The organism is Nocardia sp. CA-290969, assembly GCF_050936135.1.
Taxonomy (GTDB): Bacteria; Actinomycetota; Actinomycetes; order Mycobacteriales; family Mycobacteriaceae; genus Nocardia.
This window is the reverse complement of the sequence record NZ_JBNJNJ010000001.1, coordinates 524,043-541,702: the sequence shown is the minus strand read 5'-3', so window position 1 is coordinate 541,702 and position 17,660 is coordinate 524,043. Positions and strand designations below refer to the sequence as shown.

Genomic DNA, 17,660 nt, shown 5'->3' with positions numbered 1-17,660 from the left:
GACGATGCCCGCCTTGCAGGGCCGGATACAAAGCGCCATAGACGAATTCGTCGACACCGGCGCCGAAACCGGTCTGCAGGTCGCCGTATACCGGCACGGAGCGCTCGTTGCCGACGCCGTCGCCGGGATCGCCGACACCGCGACCGGGCGCCGGGTGACCTCGGCGACCCCGTTCTTCAGCTTCTCCTCCGGTAAGACCCTGACATCGCTCATCGCGCACGTACTCGTCCGGACGGGCGCCGTCGGATACGACACCCCGGTCGTTGAGCTGTGGCCGGAGTTCGGTGCCCACGGCAAAGAGTCCACGACCCTGCGACATGTGCTCACCCATTCGGCCGGTGTACCTGCGGTGCCGCGCGAGATCGGCCCCGGCGACCTGACCGACCGGCCACGAATCTGCGCCGCGATCGCCGCCGCCGAACCGCTCTGGCGACCCGGGACCGCGACGGGATATCACTCGTTCACCTTCGGCTTCCTCGTCGGTGAGATCGCGCGCCGGGCCACCGGCAAACCGATGCGGCAACTCCTCCACGAATGGATCGCCGAGCCGCTGAACCTGGCCGGCGAACTGTACTTCGGCGTCCCCGGAACCGACCTGCCCCGCCTGGCGCGACTGGAAGACGCCGCAGCACTTCCCGTCACCGCGCCCGGCAGCGATGCCGTTCTCGCGCCCTGGGAAATGCAACCGACCGCGGCCATGGGAAACAGTCGCGACATTCTCCAGGCGGATATCCCGTCGGTCGGCACCTTCACCGCGAGAGCAGTCGCCGCCGCGAATGCCGCCCTTCTCGACGGCCGGCTCATCGACGCAGACCAGCTCGCCGAGGTCACCGCCGTGGCCTTCGAGGGCACCGACCAGGTCTTCGGTAACCCCGCGCGACTCGCCCTGGGCTATCCACTGGGCCGCCTCGGCGCGCGGCCGGACGAGTCGTCGACCGCGTTCGGCTGGGTCGGTGGTGGCGGCAGCTACGTCTACGCCGACACCGCCACCGGCCTCTCCTTCGCCATGACCAAAACCCGCCTCACCCCGCACTTCGGCACCGCCCAGCGGCTCGCCGACCTCACCGCCCGCATCGCCGCCTAGCGATCACCGCCGACTCCCGCGGATCCTCGCACCGGTTACCGTCGACCAGGCGAGATCATGATCGGCGTGGTGCGGTCAGGGGACGAAAACCTCGGCGGTCGCCGGAACGCTCGGGCGGTCGGTGCGCAGGGTGAGCGCGACCCGGCCCGGACCCGAATCGACGTGCAGGTAGAACGGGTAGGTGCTCGTGTGGCCGGCCGGGATGAAATGGCTGACGGAGCCGCTGCGGCCGGTGTCGAGGTTGCGCCAGTCGACGATTGCCGTGATGTCACAAGCCAGGAGGGTCGGCGCCCAATTGCCCAGTGGGGAGAAGCCCTGGGTGATCCGTAGTTCGATGGAATGGGCGGTGCCCGGAAAGACGTGATACTGGGACAGGGGTCCGTCGTAGGCGACTCCGGCGGCGGTCAGCATGCCGACACAGACACCGTTGCCCAGCGTCCATGCCGGGGCCGTGCGGACCTCGTTCGTCGCGCAGGTGCGTGGGCCGACATTCGACACCCCGAGCTGGCAGGGGTCGGCGGCGGTGGCGGCGCCCGGCGCCGCCACGGCCATCGCCGCGCCGACGAGTCCGGTGGCTGCCGTGGTGGCCAATTTGCGTGCGATCGTCATGCACCGATGATCGCGCATCGCCGCTCAATCATTACGTTCCGCGCCGTCTTTCGGCTGTGTGTCGCCGACGCGGCGACGAATTCGGATCGCGGGGCCAGTAAGGAAGCCGCGTGCAAGGTTCCGATTTCCCGGCCCGCTCGAGCGGAACCTTTGCGGCGAGGCAACGAAAAGAGCCCGCATCCCTAGGATGCGGGCCCTGTCGATTCGTGTAGATCACCCTTCGAGCAGTTTGCGGCGCAGCCCCTCGGTGGCGATGACGAGGGCCGGAACCAGCGTCAGGTGCGTGATCGACAACGCGATCGTGGACGCGGTGTCGAAGTCGGCGCTCACGGTCATGGCGATGGTGGCGACGGCGAGCACCGAGCCGATCACCGCGGCGAGGCGCAGCACTCCGACCCACTTGTAGGACAGCAGCACGGCCGCGCCGAGACCGATCAGCATCGGGACCACGGTCATCATGACGATTCCGCCGGGAGCGACACTTTTCACCTGTCCCGCATCGGTCATTTCGAACGTACCGCCGGCGGCCGCACCGATGAGCCAGACGACGAGGTTGGCCAGCAGGGCGGCGCCGACCGCGCCGAAGAGGGCGAGGGGGCGATTCAGTGCGGGGATGCGGGCGGCGGACTCGGCGGTAGTGGTCGTGGTGCTCATGATGACCTCCTGAAGATGTGAAGTTCTTGTGCGACCATCGTGAAACCTCAATAAATATTGAGGTCAATGGAATCGGGTTTCGTTGTGTCGCAGATCACTCCGCGGGTCGGGGATGTCACACGGCGGAATAGCCGCCGAACAGGTCGGCGTTGCACGGGCTTGTGACCGATACATCGCTGCCCGTGGACGCACTGTTCGAGCCGTTCGAGGTGAAATCGCTGCACCTGCGTAATCGCTTCGCGATGGCGCCGATGACTCGTATGTTCTCGCCGGACGGAATCCCCACCACCGATGTCGCCGAGTACTACCGGCGGCGGGCCGCGGGCGGTGTCGGGCTGATCATCACCGAAGGCACCTACATCCCCGACCCGGCCGCCGGGCCCGACACCTCGGTGCCGCGCCACTACGGGGAGCAGAGCCTCGCCGGCTGGAAAGCGGTGGTCGACGCCGTCCACTCCGAGGGTGGTCGGATCATCCCGCAGCTGTGGCATCTCGGTATCAGCCGCGGTGACAAGCCGGAGCTGAATCCCGAGGTCGAATCCGTCGGCCCGTCCGGGCTCGGCCTCGACGGCACCGCGGCCGGCCGGGCATTGACCGCGGCCGATCTCGATGCCCTGCGTGACGCCTGGGTCGACGCCGCCGTCAACGCGAAGGCCACCGGCTTCGACGGTATCGAACTGCACGGCGCACACGGTTATCTGCTCGATCAATTCCTCTGGGAGCGCACGAATCTCCGCTCCGACGGCTACGGCGGCTCGCTCGAGGCCCGGGTGCGTTTCCCCGCCGAGGTCGTCGCGGCGATCCGCGAAGCGGTCGGCCCCGACCTCGCGATCGTGTACCGGTACTCGCAGTGGAAATCCAACGACTACAACGCGCGTATCGCGGCGACACCCGGTGAACTCGCTCGTGTACTCACCCCTCTCATCGATGCGGGCGTCGATGTTCTGCACGCCTCCACCCGCCGGCACTGGGAGCCGGCCTTCCCCGAATTGTCCGGTGTGGACGGTGAATTGGGGCTGGCGGGCTGGACCAAGAAGGTCACCGGACTACCGACGATCACCGTCGGCTCCGTCGGCCTCGACAAGGTGTTCACCACCACCTTCACCGGCAAGGGCGATTCGAACGTCACCGGTATCGATCGGCTGCTGAGGCAGCACGCGGGCGGCGAATTCGATCTCGTCGCGGTGGGCCGCGCCCTGCTCGCCGACCCCGAATGGGTTCGCAAGCTCCGCGAAGGCCGAAGCGACGAACATATCCCCTACCGGCAGGAGCACCAGAAAACCCTGACGTAGCAGGCGCGGACTACATCCGCTCGGCATGGTGCGCTCAGTAGGTGAATCGTTCGATCCCGGTGATACGCATCAATTCGATCGTGGTGGCTTCCGGGGTGCCCGGGGCCGCCGAGTAGATGACGAACGTCTGGCCGGTGTCCGGTACCAGGAGTGTGTCGCAGTCGAGAGTGAGCAGGCCGAACTCGGGGTGGTCGATCGTCGCCGTGGTGGCGCGGATCGAAGCGGAGCGCCCGGCAGCCCACAGTGCCGCGAACCGCTCACTACCGGCGCGCAGTTCGGCAACGAGACGAATGAGCGCCGGGTCCGCGGGATACCGGGCCTGCGCGGTACGGAGGCAGCCCACACAGTGCGCGGCATCCGTCTCGTCGTCCGCCGCCCGTACGACCCGGTCGAGGCCGTCGCCGAGGAAACGCTGCCAGAGGAAATTCCGCCGGGCGGGCGGCCATTCGGAGAAGTCGCCGAGCAGTGCCGCGGCGAGTGGATTCCACACGAGCACATCCGATTTCGCCGAAAGCACCAGAACCGGCCGGTCGGCGAGCCGGTCCATTGTCCGGAGCACGCTGGAGCTCACGAGCATCGGGACGTATCCCTCGTGCGGCGGTTCGCAGCCGCTGAGCCGGAAAACCAGATCGCGGTCTTCGTCGGTGAAACGCAGGGCGCGGGTCAACGCGCCGAGCACCTGCGCGGAGGGCTTGGGCCCGCGTCCCTGCTCGAGCCGGACGATGTAGTCGACACTGAGCCCCGCCAGCTGTGCGACTTCCTCGCGCCGGAGTCCGGGTACCTGCCGGTGCGTACCCACCGGCAGGCCGACATCGCCGGGCCGGATCCGGGAGCGCGCCGTACGCAGCACGGAGGCGAGTTCGGCTCTGTTCATCCTTCTATCGTGCCCCGGAATCCGATCGCCGGGATGGTACTGCCGGTCCCAGGGGGCAGCGGTCCTGGCGACCCCGTCCGAAGATGGCGATGCTGCGGTTATGACAATTACCGCGACCGCGACGACCGTTCTGGTGACCGGAGCGAACAAAGGGCTGGGACGCGAAGCCGCACGGCGATTCGCGACCATGGGCTGGCGGGTTTTCCTCGCCGCGCGAGACGTCACACTCGGCACCACGGCGGTTCGCGAGCTGGCCGAAACCGGTCTGCGCGCGGAGTTCGTGCCGATGGATATCACCAGCGACGAATCCGTTCGCGCCGCTTATGATTTCGTCGCGGCCCGGACCCCGCACCTGGACGTCCTCGTCAACAATGCCGGCGTCGGTGCGCCACCGACCCCACCGGCCGAGACCCCGCCCGCCGACCTCGCCGGCGTATTCGAAACCAATGTTTTCGGCACCGTCCGAGTGACGAACGCTTTCCTGCCGCTGCTGCGCGGCGGCGAGAACCCGAGAATCGTCATGGTGTCCAGTGGAATGGGATCGATCGCGACCACCTCGGACCCGGCGCTGGCCGCTCTCGCGCCGCCCACGCTCGGCTACCCGGCATCGAAAGCCGCCTTGAACATGATCACCAGCCAGTATGCTCGCGCGCTCCCCGATCTCCGGATCAATGCGGTAGACCCTGGATATACGGCCACCGACCTCACCGATCACAGCGGATTCCAGACGGTCACCGAAGGTACGGATGCGATTGTGGAACTGGCCGATATCCCGTCCACCGGCCCTACGGGTGGCTTCTTCGACCGCAACGGCCGTATCCCGTGGTGACCGGCGGGCGCCCGGGTCTTCGAATCGGGCCGATCGCGCTTGCCGTCGCACTGGCTTTCGCGGTCATCGCCGGATTCATTCGGATTTCGAAACAGGAGGTGCCGGACACGATGCACGGAACCAGCGCAACGACGACCGTTCTCTCGGTCGGATTACATCCCGGTGCACTCGACTACAGCCGGATACCCGGCCTGGACCAGGAAACACTCACCGCGAGGATCGCCGCGGGCGACCGTGCGCTGCACGACGCGGGGTTCGATGTGGTGTCGTGTCTGCTGCCGGCCGATCCCGGCGCGGCGGAGACCGCGCTGCGCCGGTGTGCCGCGGATTCCACCTTCGCGGTCGTGATGATCGGCGCCGGGATACGGGCGAGCCTCGAGCACACCTTGCTGTTCGAGCGGGTCGTCAATGTGCTCAACGAACTCGCGCCGGGGGTGAAATTCTGCTTCAACACCTCACCTGAAACGACCGTCGACGCGATAGGTCGATGGGTGCGGCCGGTGGTCCGATGACGCCGCGGGACGTATCAGGTCCCGGAACCGGTGCGGCGGCCGCCGAGGTGTTCGGCGAAGTGGCGTTCGATGGCACGGTAGAGGCGGATCCGGTTCTCCGTGTTCCCGAAGCCGTGGCCCTCGTCCTCGGCGACCAGGTATTCGACCGGTACTCCGCGTTCGCGGAGCCGGGCGACGATATTGTCGGATTCGGCCTGGACGACACGCACATCGTTGGCGCCCTGGGCGACGAGCAGCGGCGTGCGGATCTTGTCGACCATGGTGATCGGGGAACGGGTGAGCATATCGGCTTCCTGCTCGGGGATTTCGGGATCGCCGACGTAGCGGTACCAGTTGTTGACGTTGTACGGGCGGGTGAACGGCGGCAGGGTGCGCAGGAAGTTGGCGAGATCGGAGATGCCGACGTAATCGACGGCGGCGGCGAAACGGTCCGGGGTGACGGTGACGCCGACGAGGGCGGCGTACCCGCCGTAGGAGCCGCCGTAGATGCCGATACGGTCGGGATCGGCGTAGCCGCGGTCCACGGCCCAGTCGACGGCGTCGATCAGGTCGTCGTGCATCGCCCGGGCGAATTCGCCGATAGCGGCGGTGACATGGCGTTTCCCGTGGCCGAGTGAGCCACGGAAGTTCACCTGCAGTACCGCGTAGCCGCGGTTGGCGAGGAACTGCACGTCCTCGCTGTAGCCCCAGGAGTCGTGGTACCAGGGCCCGCCGTGCACCACCAGCACCATGGGAAGGTTGCGCGGCGCGACACCGACCGGCAGGGTCAGGAAACCGTGTAGCGGTAGCCCGTCGCGGGCGGGGAATCCGACGGGCTCCATGGGCGCCAGGGTGGCCGGATCCCGGTCCGGGAAGGAACGGAACAACAGCCGGGCTTCGCCGGTGGTGTGGTCGTAGAACCAGGTGACGCCGGGGTCGCGGTCGTGGGTGAACGTGGCGACCCAGCGCTGCCCGGAGTCGTCGCAGGACAGGGTGGCCAGGACACCGTCGGACAGTTTCCGCAGCTGCTCGTGGATTTCGGCGAACCGCGGGTCGACGACTTCGATATGCGGACGGTCGCCGACGAAGCGGGCGGCGAGTACTTCGCCGGTGTGCCGGTGGCGGTAGACCGCGGGCGGCAGTACACCGGGCACCATCATGCCGCTGACGTCGAGGTCGTGCCCGGCGACGGCGGCGACGACGGTTTCCGCGCCGGTCTCGTGGTCGATACGGATCAGCCGCAGATCGTCGCCGTCCTGGAAGGCCCCGACGAGCAGGCCTTTTCCGTCGGCAGTGACCTCCTGCGGCTGGACACTCATCGGGAGTTCGGCACCACCGAGCCGGCGCAGCAGCCGCGTCTGCCCGGTTGCCGGATCGATCGCGGAGATCTCGACGGCGCCGTCCGCGGCGAGCGCGGTCCGGAAGGCGGGTTCGCCGCGACGGTCGAGCAGAACGCCGGAGGTCGGATCGTCCTGCTCGTAATGCACGGTGGTCTCGCCGGTGGCGACGTCGATGCGGAATATATCGAAGAACAGCGGGCGCCGGTTCATCGAGACCAGCACCGTGCCGGGGGCCGACGGCAGCGGATCCGCACCCAGCACTCGCGACCCCGGGTCCAGCGGTGTCAGGTCGACGGCGGGGGCGGCCGGGTCGTCCAGGTCGACGCGGTAGAGGTGCCAGTCCTCGTTACCGTCGGTGTCCTGGAGGTAGAGCAGCCACCGGGGGTCGTCGATCCAGTAATACGTGGTGATCCCGCGGCGGGTGTCGTGGGTGACGGGTACCGCATCGTCGTGGGACTTGTCGATATCGCGGACCCAGATGTTGCGCCGGCCCCGGTGTGGGGCGAGGTAGGCGAGGCGGGTGCCGTCCGGGGAGATCGACGGGTTCGCGAACTCCGGGTCGGCGAAGAACGCCTCGATATCGATCAGTTCGGGCCGCTGGTCGGCCGGTTGTCCGGTCATGGTCGGTCTCCGCTCGTATCCGGCAGTCGATTACGTGCTCGATCGAACACTGTGCCGTCGCGGCACAGTCAAACGTGCCGTGGTCAGCCGAGTGCCTGCGCTCCGATAACGGCCAGCATCTGGAGTTTGTCGTAGCTCTCGCTGCCCGGAACCGCGGTGTAGACGAGCAGCGAGTGCGCCTGGCCCGGGTCGACGAGCCGCTGACAGTTCAGCTCGAGAGCACCCACCTCGGGATGGACGAACCGTTTGACCTCGTGCGGGCGGATCCCGATCTCGTGATCGTCCCAGACTCGGCGGAACTCCTCGCTCCGGGCGAGGAGCAGCTCGGCGAGTTCCGCGGCGCGGGAATCGGGGCCGCGGAGGGTGACGATCTCGCGGAGCCCCGCGGCATACATCCGGGTGAGGAACGCGTGTTCCTCCGGCGCGTAACGCTGCCGGGAGGCCGGGTCGGTGAACCAGCGGTAGCCGATGCTGCGGGCAGGGCCGGTGTAGCGGGTCAGGTCGCCGGAGAGTGCGACGCCCATCGGCGACTGCCGCAGCGTTTCGCCGAGTTCGGTGACGATCTCCGCCGGTGTGTCGTGCAGGCGGTCGAGAACACGCAGCAGGCCCGGGCTGATGTGCTCGCTGAGAATTCCCCGCGCCGGTGGGTTGTGGCCGGCGAGCCGGAACAGGTGGTCGCGCTCGTCGAGCGAGAGGTGCAGGCCCTGGGCGATGGATACGAGCATCTGCGGCGACGGCTGCGGGCCGCGTTCCCGTTCGAGCCGGGAGTAGTAGTCGGCCGACATATGACACAGTGCGGCGACCTCCTCGCGCCGCAACCCATCGGTGCGGCGGCGGGGGCCGCGCGGGAGACCGACATCCTCGGGTTGCAGTGCCGCACGGCGATTGCGGAGAAACTCCGCCAGCCCGCTGCGATCGATCACGGTGCTCCTTCTGCTCGGGTTCTGCTTCGTTTCTACCGCCCGCGACCGGCGGTATCCACGGCCTGCCGATCCCCTGTTCCCGCGTCGTGACACGACCCGCCGAGCCTGTGATCGGGAGGTCCTGGATATCGCATTCGCCCTGGCCCACGCTGGTGACAGACCGAGCGCGACAGCCGGCGAACGACCCGGGCAACAATGCCGGCCCGCCGTCCACACCGACACGAGGAGCAGACCATGCCACGCCGACCCATCGACATCACCGTGCCCGATCTGTCCGGGAAACGCGCGCTCGTCACCGGCGCCAGCGACGGGATGGGTGCGGTGATGGCCGCGCGGCTGGCCGCGGCCGGCGCGGTGGTGATCATGCCCGTCCGCAACCCCCGCAAAGGCGAGGACGCGGCGGCACGGATTCAGGAAATCCACCCGAAGGCACGGCTCGACCTGCGCAGTCTCGACCTGTCCTCGCTGGCCTCGGTCGCGGCGCTCGGCAGGACGCTCTGCGAGGAGGGGCAGCCGATTCACCTACTGGTCAACAACGCCGGCGTGATGACCCCGCCGAACCGCCAGACCACGGCCGACGGGTTCGAGCTCCAGTTCGGCACCAACCACCTCGGCCACTTCGCGCTCGTCGGCCATCTTCTTCCACTGCTGCGCGCCGGCCGGGCCCGGGTGACCTCGCAGATCAGCATCGCGGCGCGGCGGGGCACCATCAACTGGGACGACCTGAACTGGGAGCGCGACTACAACGGGGACCGCGCCTACAGCCAGTCGAAGATCGCGTTCGGGCTGTTCGGGCTCGAACTGGACCGCCGCAGCAAGGCGCACGGCTGGGGTATCACGAGCAACCTCTCCCACCCCGGTGTCGCCCCGACGAACCTCCTGGCCGCTCGCCCCGAGCTCGGCCGCTCCAGCGATACCCCGCGGGTCCGCCTGATCCGGGCGCTGTCGTCCCGCGGCATCCTGATGGGCACCGTCGAAACCGCCCCCTTGCCGGCCCTCATGGCCGCGACCGACCCCACAGCCGAGGCCGGCCGCCTCTACGGACCCAGTGGACCCGGCCACCTCGGCGGCGCGCCCGCCGAACAAAAGCTCTACCCGCCGCTGCGCAGCGCCGCGGACGCCGCACGCATCTGGGAGGTTTCCGAGCAGCTCACCCAGACCACATACGCCACCGCCTGACCGCTTCCGCAGGCCCGGCGAGCACTCCGCCCGCACAGATCGCGGGCAGGCTCACCGGCCACGGTTCCTCGGCCGATCCGCTGGGCGCCGCGCTCACCGGCGCGGTGCTCATATCGGCGGCGGATCTGCCGGCGCAGCAGCCGATTTCCGGAACCTCCCGGTCGGCGCCGTCACCGTCTGCCTCGGCGGCACCTGCCTGGTCTGGCTGCTCATCCGCGAGACCCAACGCTGGTGATCGCCGCCGCGGCGAGTCCCCGAGCCGTTCCGCCGAGTCAGTGTGGCAGCTGAGCGAGCCGGATGTTCAGCTGATGCAGGACGCGTAGCTGCGCCGTGTTGTACAGCGCGAACATCGCTTGCGCGATCGTGTCCTCGGCATGTGCCGCTCCCCCGGGTGCGTCCGCCGCCAGGTCCTGCCAGGCGGGATACTGCTCCCGGCTCCGCAGGACCACGGGCACCATCCGTTCGGCGAGTGCTTCGATCGCGGTGGTATCGGCGTCGGCGGGCAGGTTCTCGAAATCGACGTCGACCGGATCGCGTTCGGCGAGCATCCAGCGAAGTATTTCCACGGCGCGGTCGCTGAGGACGGTCGAGTAGACCAGGAGCATCGACTGATGCGCCTCCGGAACGCCCTGTGCGATCACCGGCGCGAAACCGGGCGGCATATGAGCCGGCGTGCGGTGCCGCAACAGGACGGCCAGCTCGGCCCTGATCCGGTTCAGCCGTTCGACGGTCGACTCCAGTTCCGCGTCCAGCATGCGCAGCGCCTGATCCGACTCGTCATCCGCCTGCCCCATCGCCGGGATCTGCGCCAACGGCACCCCGAGATCGCTCAATCTCTTGATCTGCAGCAGCCGGATCAGATGCGCGACCTCGTACTGTTTGTATCCGTTCGACCGGCGCTCCGGCTCGTCGAGCAACCCGATCTCGTGGTAGTAGCGGATGGCCTTCACCGTCGACCCCGCGAGTTCGGCGAGCTGCCGGGTACTCCACGCCATCGCAACCTCCTGGTTCGCCGCAGCCCCTGGTCGACTTCCCCGGGCCAGTCACCCCGGAGTCCCTGCCTTCTCGCAGGTTACGTCCTGCTCCGGCATGGTGCCGTCGACCAGAAAGCCGGTGGTCACGTTCAACGCGCACGGGTTGGTGCCGAGAACGTAGGCCCCGTGCCCGCTTCCGTCGACGCGCACCAGCCGGGACCGATCGCCGAACTTCTCGTCGAGCAGCTCACCGCCGCGCAGCGGAGTCACCGGGTCGCGCCGGTTCTGCACGATCAGGACATTCGCCGGGCCACCGGCCTCGATTCGGACCGGCGGCTCGGACGGGCCCAGCTGCCAGTAGGCGCAGGGCATGATGTTGGCGGCGGCCGCGCCGTACAGCGGATACTTCTCCCGGTCCTCGGCGACGGCCCGCCGGTAGGCCTGGACGTCCGCGGGCCATTCGACGTCGTTGCAGGTCACCGCGAGAAACACCGACCAGGCGTTATCGCTCGGCGAAGGTGCTCCGGTACCCGGCGGCCGGCCGCCCGCGGGCCCCGCGTTCCCGGATTCGAGCAGCGCCTGCCAGCTCTGCGCCGTCGCGGCGTACGAGGTTTCGCGATACAGCGTGAAGAAGGTGCCGAACCGGAAGAGGCCGCCGTCCATACCGTCCACCGGTGTCTCGTCCAGTCGTTCGGCGAGCGTGAAGTACGTCCGGCGCACCTCTTCCGGTGTGCGGCCCAGACCGTAGCTGTCGTGCCGCGCGGCGGCCCATTTCGCGAAATCCGGGAATGTCTCCTCCATCCCGCGGCCGTATCTGCGCATCCCGTCGTGATCGAGGAAGGTATCGCCGATATTGCTGTCGAGTACGACGCGGTCGGCACGGTCGGGAAACATCGACGCGTACGCGGCACCCAGCGCGGTGCCGTAGGAGAACCCGAGGAAGCTCGCCTTGTCCTCACCCAGCGCGGCCCGGATCCGGTCGAGGTCGCGGGCGGTGTTCGCCGTCGACAACTGCCGCAACCTGCCCTCGTGGTCGTTCGCCGCGCACTGCTCGGCGACCCCCTGCGCAATCACCGCCTGTGCATCGACCGCCGCGTCGTCGGGAGCGTACGGCGGGATATTGCCGAAGTACGCCTGATCGTCGGTGAACCCGCAGCTCACCGGCGCCGAATGCCCGACCCCGCGGGTGTCCATACCGATCAGGTCGTAGCTGTCGAGGACCGCGGCCGGTAAGCCCTGGGTGACCAGCAGCTTGGACAACCCCAACCCGGTCCCGCCCGGGCCACCCGGGTTCAGTAACAGCACACCGCGCCGCTTCTCCGGCTTCCTGCTCGCCAGCCGGGAGATCATGATGTCGATCTGCGTCCCGCCCGGATCGCTGTAGTCCAGGGGCACCGGTACGGTCGCACACTGCAACTGCGGTGGATCCGCCGGGACGTCCGGGGGACACGCACCCCACTGCACCTGCGCCGCGGGGTCGGCGTGCACGGGCGGTACCCCGGCCAACACCCCGGCGAGCCCGAGCACCACCACCAGGGTCGTACCTCGGCCAACCCTACGTTTCCGACCCATAACCCAGACCTCCCCGAGGTGATCGCACAAGAACTGCCTTGCCGACCACCACTGCACACCGTGCCCTTGGGGCAGGGTCAAGGTCGTGCCGCGCCCGCTACGAGTTCACACCGACAAGATGCTGGTAATCCACGTTCCTGGAAGCCAATTCGTCGTGTGTACCGGTGTCGGCGATACGCCCATCGCGGAGAAAGACGACGCTATCCGATTCCCGGATTGTCGATAAACGGTGGGCGATGACCAGCAAGGCGCATTCTTTCCGCACCGCCTGGATGGTCGCGTGCAACGCACTCTCTGTTTCGGCGTCGAGCATCGCCGTGGGCTCGTCCAGCATCAGCAGCACGGGACGTCGCACCAGGGCCCGCGCCAACGCCACCCGCTGCCGTTCGCCTCCCGAAAGCAGCACGCCGTGTTCACCCACCGAAGTATCGAGACCCTGGGGCAGGCGCCCGACGAGATCCGCGAGGCCGGCGAGTTCGACAGCTCGCCGCAGATCGTCCTCGGCCAGGCCCGGCTGCCGGTAGGTCAGATTGTCGCGAAGACTGCCGAACAACAGTGGTGCGTTCTGTTCCAGCAAGCTGACTCCGGAGCGCCATTCCCGGCGAGACCGATCGGCGAAGGACCGGCCGCCCAGCAAGATATCGCCTTCGCCCGGATCGTAGAACCTGCTCACCAACGAGAAGACCGTGGACTTGCCCGCACCGGAATGCCCTACCAAGGCGACGTGCCCGCGGGCTGGAACCGAAAAGGTGACACCGCGGAGAATCTCTCTCTCATCATAGGAAAAATGCACATCGCGAAACTCGAGCGCGAAAGGCTCTCCTGTCGCCGGCTCACCGGCACCGGCGCCCGCGGACACTTCAACCGGTGCGGTGTCCTTGTGCCGGGTCTCGTCGGGGTCCTCCGCCGGCAACGCGAGGGCCGACTCGATACGGCTCATGGCACCCAGGGCCTGCTGAAGCGCCACGGAGCCGTTGAACAGATCACCGACCGGGATCAGCAGATTCATGGCGAGCAGCATCATCGCCACCAGACTGCTCAACTCCATCTCGCCGTTCGCCACCCGAACGCCCCCGACCAGCAACGAAACGACGAACGAACCGGTTACGGCGAGGTGCATCGCGGGGTTTCCCAGCGCTCGCAACCCGGCCGCGCGTATCCCGACCGAGTACGCGCCGTCCGACAGCTCGGCCAGCCGCTCCTGTTCACGCTCCTCGGCATTGTTCACCTTGACGGTGCGCACACCGGCGAGTGCGCGTTCGATATCCGCGGAAAGCGCCCCGACGCTTTCCTGCAATTGCCTCGAGGCGGTTTCGATTCTCGTCATCACCAGCAACATCGCGCCCGCGGCGACACCGACGGTGACGATCACGATCGAGAACAACAGCCAATCGAGATAGATCATCACCGCAACGGTCCCGACAAGTGTCAGCGAACCGGTCATCAGCTGGACGAGACTGGTGCCGACAGCGTTGCGGATCACCGTCGGGTCCACGGTCACGCGCGATATCAGATCCCCGATCCGCAGCGAATCGAGGGTGGGAATGCTCAGCCTCAGCAGGTGCCCGGTCAACCGGTTACGGACAGCCACGAGCACGGATTCACCGGTCCGCTCGAGGACGTAGAGCCCGCAGGTATCGGTGACGGCATGCAGGAGATAGGCCCCGACCAGCGCCGCCAGGGGCCAGGCGAGCGTCTCCCCGGCAGCCGCGTCCCGGATCACCTGCCCGGCCAGCAACGGTTGCACCAGCGAGAAGACGGTACCGACCAGAAGCAGTACCGTCGCCCCGGCCAGCGATTTCCGATGCGGCGCAATCAACCTGAGCAACGCGCCGGCCCTGCCCGGCCACGAATCACCCTGCCGAACACCATCCGAAGGTGCACGCGGTGATCGGTGAGAGCTCACAAGCCCAGGCTAATGCGTGCATTCGCGGCGCCCGGTACGGTGGCTATCGCCTCCCGATCACGGTGCGGTGTTCCTGCTGAAAGACCTGGAAGACATAGATGAGTTCTACCGCCGAAAAACTCGCCGACCTGCGAAAGAAGCTCGAGATCGCGCAGGAACCGGCCGGCGAGGCGGGGGCCGCCAAACGGGCGCGTAAGGGGATACCGTCGGCCCGGGACCGCATCGAGATGCTGCTGGATCCGGGGACCTTTGTCGAGATCGGCGCTCTCGTGCGCAACCCGGCCGACAAGGATGCGCTGTACGGCGACGGTGTGGTCACCGGACGCGGACTGGTCGACGGCCGGCCCGTGGCTGTGTTCTCGCATGATCAGACCGTGTACGGCGGCACCATCGGTGAGATGTTCGGCCGTAAGGTCGCCGCGATCATGGATCTCGCGGGGAAGATGGGCTGCCCGCTGGTGGGTATCAACGATTCCGGCGGCGCGCGGGTACAGGAGGCCGTCACGTCGCTGCGCTGGTACGGCGAACTGGCGACCATGATGGAACCCCTCTCGGGTGCGGTGCCGATGGTGTCGCTCATTCTGGGCAACTGCGCGGCCGGTGCGGTGTACCAGCCGATCTGCACCGATGTCGTGGTCGCCACCGAGAGCGCGCATATGTTCGTCACCGGGCCCAAGATCCTCGAGGACGCCATCGGCGAGAAAGTGGATATGGAGGAGCTGGGCGGGGCCTACAACCAGGCCGCCTACGGCAATATCCACCACATCGCCGAGGACGAGGCGGCCGCGTTCGCGTGGGTCCGCAACTATCTGAGCTACCTGCCGTCCAGCGCGACCGAGCTTCCGCCGGTGGTGAATCCGGGCCTGGAGCCGGAGGTCACCGAATCGGATCTGTCGCTGAACACGCTGATTCCCGACTCCGACAACGCGGTCTACGATATGCACGACGTGCTGTTGCGGATCTTCGACGACGGCGAATTCCACGAAATCGGCGGCGCCGCAACAACGAATCTCATCACCGGGTTCGCCCGCGTGGACGGCCGTCCGGTCGGGGTAGTCGCCAACCAGCCGACCGTGCTGGCGGGTGCGCTCGACGCCAAGGCCGGCGACAAGGCCGCGCATTTCATCCACATCTGCAACGCCTTCGAGATTCCGCTGGTTCTCGTGGTGGACACTCCCGGCTTCCTGCCCGGTGTCGAACAGGAGAAGCAGGGCGTCATCAAACGCGGCGGCCGTTTTCTGTTCGCGTATGTGGAAGCGACCGTCCCCAAGGTGACGGTCGTGGTCCGCAAAGCCTACGGCGGCGGCTGGGCCGTCATGGGCGCCAAAGCCCTCGGCTGCGATGTGTACCTGGCCTGGCCCACGGCACGTATCGCGGTGATGGGCGCCGAAAGCGCGGTCGGCCTGACCCAGCGCAAAATCCTCGACGCCACCCCGGAAGATCAGCGTGCCGCACTGCGGCAGCAGATGGTCGACTTCTACAACGCCACCGTCGCGACCCCGTGGATCGCGGCCGAACGCGGCTATATCGACGCGGTGATCGAACCGTCGGCCACTCGTCTGGAACTCCGGCGGGCCCTGCACCTGCTGCGCGACAAGAAGGTCATCCGTTACCCGCGCAAACACCACCTGCTGCCGCTGTGACCTGTGGTGATGCCGGACCCGGCGCTTCCGGATCGGAACTCCCCGGCTTCCCGATCACCGACCGGGTCCGACACCCCGAGACCCCCGATCCGGCCGCCCGGGTAATCCAGGCGAACGGAATTCGGGGCGGAACAGGCATCTGACCGGCAGGCGCCGCACACCTCGCAACCGGCCGTAGCGGCGACGGCCCGCCGGCCGGGAATTATCCGGCGGCGCGGAGCGGTTCGCCGACCTGGTGCAGGTGCCGCAGCGCCTCGCGATACGAGGCGATCAGCCCGGTCTCGTGGTACGGCACACCGATTTCGGCACAATAGTCGCGCACGATCACCTGCGCGTGCCGCAGATTCGGAGTCGGCATGCTCGGGAACAAGTGATGCTCGATCTGATAGTTGAGCCCACCGAGGGCGAAGTCGGTGACCACACCACCCCGGACGTTGCGGGAGGTCAGTACCTGCCGGCGGAGGTAGTCCGGGCGGTCGTCACCGGTGAGGGTCGGCATGCCCTTGTGGTTCGGCGCGAAGATGCAGCCCATGTACACGCCGAACAGCGCCTGATGGACAACGAAGAACACGATGGCCTTGTCTGCGGGCAACACCGCGAACAGTACCGCCAGATAGGCCGCGAAGTGACCGACGAGCAGCGCACCCTCGAGCACGCGGTGTTCGACCGACCGGTTTCGGAGCGCACGAACGCCCGCCACATGCAGGTTCAGGCCCTCCAGCAGCAAGAGCGGGAAGAACAGGAACGCCTGCATCCGCCCGACCAGACGGGCCAGGCCGCGGCTGTTGCGGGCCTGGCGTTGTGACCAGACGAGAATGTCGGGTGCGACATCGGGGTCGAGTTCCTCGTGGTTCGGGTTGGCGTGATGGCGGGTGTGCTTGTCCTGCCACCAGCCGTACCCCAGACCGATTCCGGCGTTGCCGGCGATCCGGCCCACGATCGCTGTCGGCCGCCGCAGCCGGAACACCTGGCGATGCGCGACATCGTGCATGAGGAGCGCGACCTGGGCGAACGTCACAGCCATGAACGCCGCGATCAGCAGCGTCCACCACGAATCGCCGACCAGGACGAACGCCACCCAACCGGCCACGAACGCGACCCCGGCCACGGCGAACCGGACGGCATAGTAGACCGGACGCCGGTCCATCAGTCCCGCATCGGATACCCGGCGCAACAGCCGGGCGTAATCACCGCCCGCGCCGCGCCGCGAGGACCGGGGAGAGGGCTTTGAAACCAGGGTAGGTGTCGTCATAGATCTTCCTGAGAGTTGGGCCGGGAACCCACCTCCGCCCGTGGCGACGACGACCGATCGAGACTGGCTCGGCGGCCGAATCCGGCGAGACCTTCTCGGCGCGTCGGGGCGGGTGACGAATTCGATACCCCGAAGCTATCGGCCCAGCTCTCGTTCCGGGTAATCCCCTGGTATGGCCCGGAATAGCACTCTGGTGTGATATCCGCGCTCCGGGCAACCCGCCGGCGCTCCTCAGTCTCCGCGAATCACCCAGTCGGGCAACGGTACCGGGCGAGAACCGGCACCTAACGATCGCGCACCGGCGACGCCGACGAGCGATGCGGCGACCGCGGGCCGCACCGGAATCAGCGGCGACCCGCCGTCCGCTACGCAGGCACGCAAGCCCTCGGGTATCCGGACGGTACCTTCCGCTCGTGG

15 protein-coding genes are annotated in these 17,660 nt (G+C 67.7%); 6 read left to right on the top strand and 9 right to left on the bottom strand.

The genetic code is table 11. From position 1 onward, the window contains the following. Positions 1 to 4: 4 nt before the first annotated feature. Complete coding sequence (locus ACQEVO_RS02505) at positions 5 to 1,084, top strand: serine hydrolase domain-containing protein (protein ID WP_432908449.1); 1,080 nt, start codon at positions 5 to 7, stop codon at positions 1,082 to 1,084. Between the two features lie 75 nt (positions 1,085 to 1,159). Here ACQEVO_RS02505 and ACQEVO_RS02500 read toward each other — a convergent pair whose 3' ends face one another. Both ACQEVO_RS02500 and ACQEVO_RS02495 read right to left on the bottom strand, forming a co-directional pair. Beyond that, positions 1,160 to 1,693 carry a hypothetical protein gene (locus tag ACQEVO_RS02500; protein WP_432908446.1) on the bottom strand — a complete coding sequence of 178 codons (534 nt, stop codon included), beginning with the start codon at positions 1,691 to 1,693 and terminating at the stop codon, positions 1,160 to 1,162. A gap of 213 nt (positions 1,694 to 1,906) precedes the next feature. Then, positions 1,907 to 2,347: a DUF6069 family protein gene (locus tag ACQEVO_RS02495; RefSeq protein ID WP_432908443.1), complete on the bottom strand. Its 441-nt coding sequence runs from the start codon at positions 2,345 to 2,347 to the stop codon at positions 1,907 to 1,909. A gap of 161 nt (positions 2,348 to 2,508) precedes the next feature. Between ACQEVO_RS02495 and ACQEVO_RS02490 the strand changes: the two genes are divergently transcribed. Beyond that, complete coding sequence (locus ACQEVO_RS02490) at positions 2,509 to 3,639, top strand: NADH:flavin oxidoreductase (RefSeq protein WP_432908440.1); 1,131 nt, start codon at positions 2,509 to 2,511, stop codon at positions 3,637 to 3,639. 34 nt (positions 3,640 to 3,673) lie between these two features. On the opposite strand, the gene ACQEVO_RS02485 is transcribed toward ACQEVO_RS02490, so the two are convergent. Next, positions 3,674 to 4,513, bottom strand: coding sequence for a helix-turn-helix transcriptional regulator (locus ACQEVO_RS02485; protein ID WP_432908437.1), 840 nt, complete (start codon positions 4,511 to 4,513; stop codon positions 3,674 to 3,676). 100 nt (positions 4,514 to 4,613) lie between these two features. Between ACQEVO_RS02485 and ACQEVO_RS02480 the strand changes: the two genes are divergently transcribed. Continuing rightward, a complete protein-coding gene (locus ACQEVO_RS02480; protein ID WP_432908434.1) occupies positions 4,614 to 5,342 on the top strand; it encodes an SDR family NAD(P)-dependent oxidoreductase in 729 nt (242 codons plus the stop codon). Positions 5,343 to 5,452: 110 nt separating this feature from the next. Further along, complete coding sequence (locus ACQEVO_RS02475; protein WP_432908432.1) at positions 5,453 to 5,854, top strand: hypothetical protein; 402 nt, start codon at positions 5,453 to 5,455, stop codon at positions 5,852 to 5,854. Positions 5,855 to 5,868: 14 nt separating this feature from the next. Here ACQEVO_RS02475 and ACQEVO_RS02470 read toward each other — a convergent pair whose 3' ends face one another. After that, entirely contained in the window at positions 5,869 to 7,794 is a 1,926-nt protein-coding gene (locus tag ACQEVO_RS02470; protein ID WP_432908429.1) for an alpha/beta fold hydrolase, read from the bottom strand. Between the two features lie 83 nt (positions 7,795 to 7,877). Then, complete coding sequence (locus tag ACQEVO_RS02465) at positions 7,878 to 8,717, bottom strand: helix-turn-helix transcriptional regulator (protein ID WP_432908427.1); 840 nt, start codon at positions 8,715 to 8,717, stop codon at positions 7,878 to 7,880. A 234-nt stretch (positions 8,718 to 8,951) separates the two neighbouring features. Between ACQEVO_RS02465 and ACQEVO_RS02460 the strand changes: the two genes are divergently transcribed. After that, positions 8,952 to 9,896 carry an SDR family oxidoreductase gene (locus ACQEVO_RS02460; protein WP_432908424.1) on the top strand — a complete coding sequence of 315 codons (945 nt, stop codon included), beginning with the start codon at positions 8,952 to 8,954 and terminating at the stop codon, positions 9,894 to 9,896. Between the two features lie 272 nt (positions 9,897 to 10,168). Here ACQEVO_RS02460 and ACQEVO_RS02455 read toward each other — a convergent pair whose 3' ends face one another. The 3 genes from ACQEVO_RS02455 to ACQEVO_RS02445 all read right to left on the bottom strand — a co-directional run bounded on the left by ACQEVO_RS02455 (position 10,169) and on the right by ACQEVO_RS02445 (position 14,270). Next, on the bottom strand, positions 10,169 to 10,891 hold the full coding sequence (locus ACQEVO_RS02455) for a MerR family transcriptional regulator (protein WP_432908422.1): 723 nt from the start codon (positions 10,889 to 10,891) through the stop codon (positions 10,169 to 10,171). Positions 10,892 to 10,939: 48 nt separating this feature from the next. After that, positions 10,940 to 12,403, bottom strand: a complete 1,464-nt coding sequence (locus ACQEVO_RS02450) for an alpha/beta hydrolase (RefSeq protein ID WP_432908420.1) — start codon at positions 12,401 to 12,403, stop codon at positions 10,940 to 10,942. A 136-nt stretch (positions 12,404 to 12,539) separates the two neighbouring features. Beyond that, positions 12,540 to 14,270 (bottom strand): ABC transporter ATP-binding protein, encoded by a 1,731-nt coding sequence (locus tag ACQEVO_RS02445; RefSeq protein ID WP_432908418.1) that lies wholly within the window; start codon positions 14,268 to 14,270, stop codon positions 12,540 to 12,542. Positions 14,271 to 14,446: 176 nt separating this feature from the next. Here ACQEVO_RS02445 and ACQEVO_RS02440 point away from each other — a divergent pair, with 176 nt between their 5' ends. Then, positions 14,447 to 15,991: an acyl-CoA carboxylase subunit beta gene (locus tag ACQEVO_RS02440; RefSeq protein WP_432908416.1), complete on the top strand. Its 1,545-nt coding sequence runs from the start codon at positions 14,447 to 14,449 to the stop codon at positions 15,989 to 15,991. Positions 15,992 to 16,193: 202 nt separating this feature from the next. Here ACQEVO_RS02440 and ACQEVO_RS02435 read toward each other — a convergent pair whose 3' ends face one another. After that, on the bottom strand, positions 16,194 to 17,243 hold the full coding sequence (locus ACQEVO_RS02435) for a fatty acid desaturase family protein (RefSeq protein WP_432908414.1): 1,050 nt from the start codon (positions 17,241 to 17,243) through the stop codon (positions 16,194 to 16,196). Between the last annotated feature and the right edge of the window lie 417 nt (positions 17,244 to 17,660).

Coding starts and splice junctions, on each gene's coding strand:
- ACQEVO_RS02485 (WP_432908437.1), bottom strand. CDS start 4,513: ATGAACAGAGCCGAACTCGCCTCCGTGCTGCGTACGGCGCGCTCCCGG.
- ACQEVO_RS02480 (WP_432908434.1), top strand. CDS start 4,614: ATGACAATTACCGCGACCGCGACGACCGTTCTGGTGACCGGAGCGAAC.
- ACQEVO_RS02460 (WP_432908424.1), top strand. CDS start 8,952: ATGCCACGCCGACCCATCGACATCACCGTGCCCGATCTGTCCGGGAAA.
- ACQEVO_RS02435 (WP_432908414.1), bottom strand. CDS start 17,243: ATGACGACACCTACCCTGGTTTCAAAGCCCTCTCCCCGGTCCTCGCGG.
- ACQEVO_RS02505 (WP_432908449.1), top strand. CDS start 5: ATGCCCGCCTTGCAGGGCCGGATACAAAGCGCCATAGACGAATTCGTC.
- ACQEVO_RS02440 (WP_432908416.1), top strand. CDS start 14,447: ATGAGTTCTACCGCCGAAAAACTCGCCGACCTGCGAAAGAAGCTCGAG.
- ACQEVO_RS02470 (WP_432908429.1), bottom strand. CDS start 7,794: ATGACCGGACAACCGGCCGACCAGCGGCCCGAACTGATCGATATCGAG.
- ACQEVO_RS02500 (WP_432908446.1), bottom strand. CDS start 1,693: ATGACGATCGCACGCAAATTGGCCACCACGGCAGCCACCGGACTCGTC.
- ACQEVO_RS02495 (WP_432908443.1), bottom strand. CDS start 2,347: ATGAGCACCACGACCACTACCGCCGAGTCCGCCGCCCGCATCCCCGCA.
- ACQEVO_RS02455 (WP_432908422.1), bottom strand. CDS start 10,891: ATGGCGTGGAGTACCCGGCAGCTCGCCGAACTCGCGGGGTCGACGGTG.
- ACQEVO_RS02475 (WP_432908432.1), top strand. CDS start 5,453: ATGCACGGAACCAGCGCAACGACGACCGTTCTCTCGGTCGGATTACAT.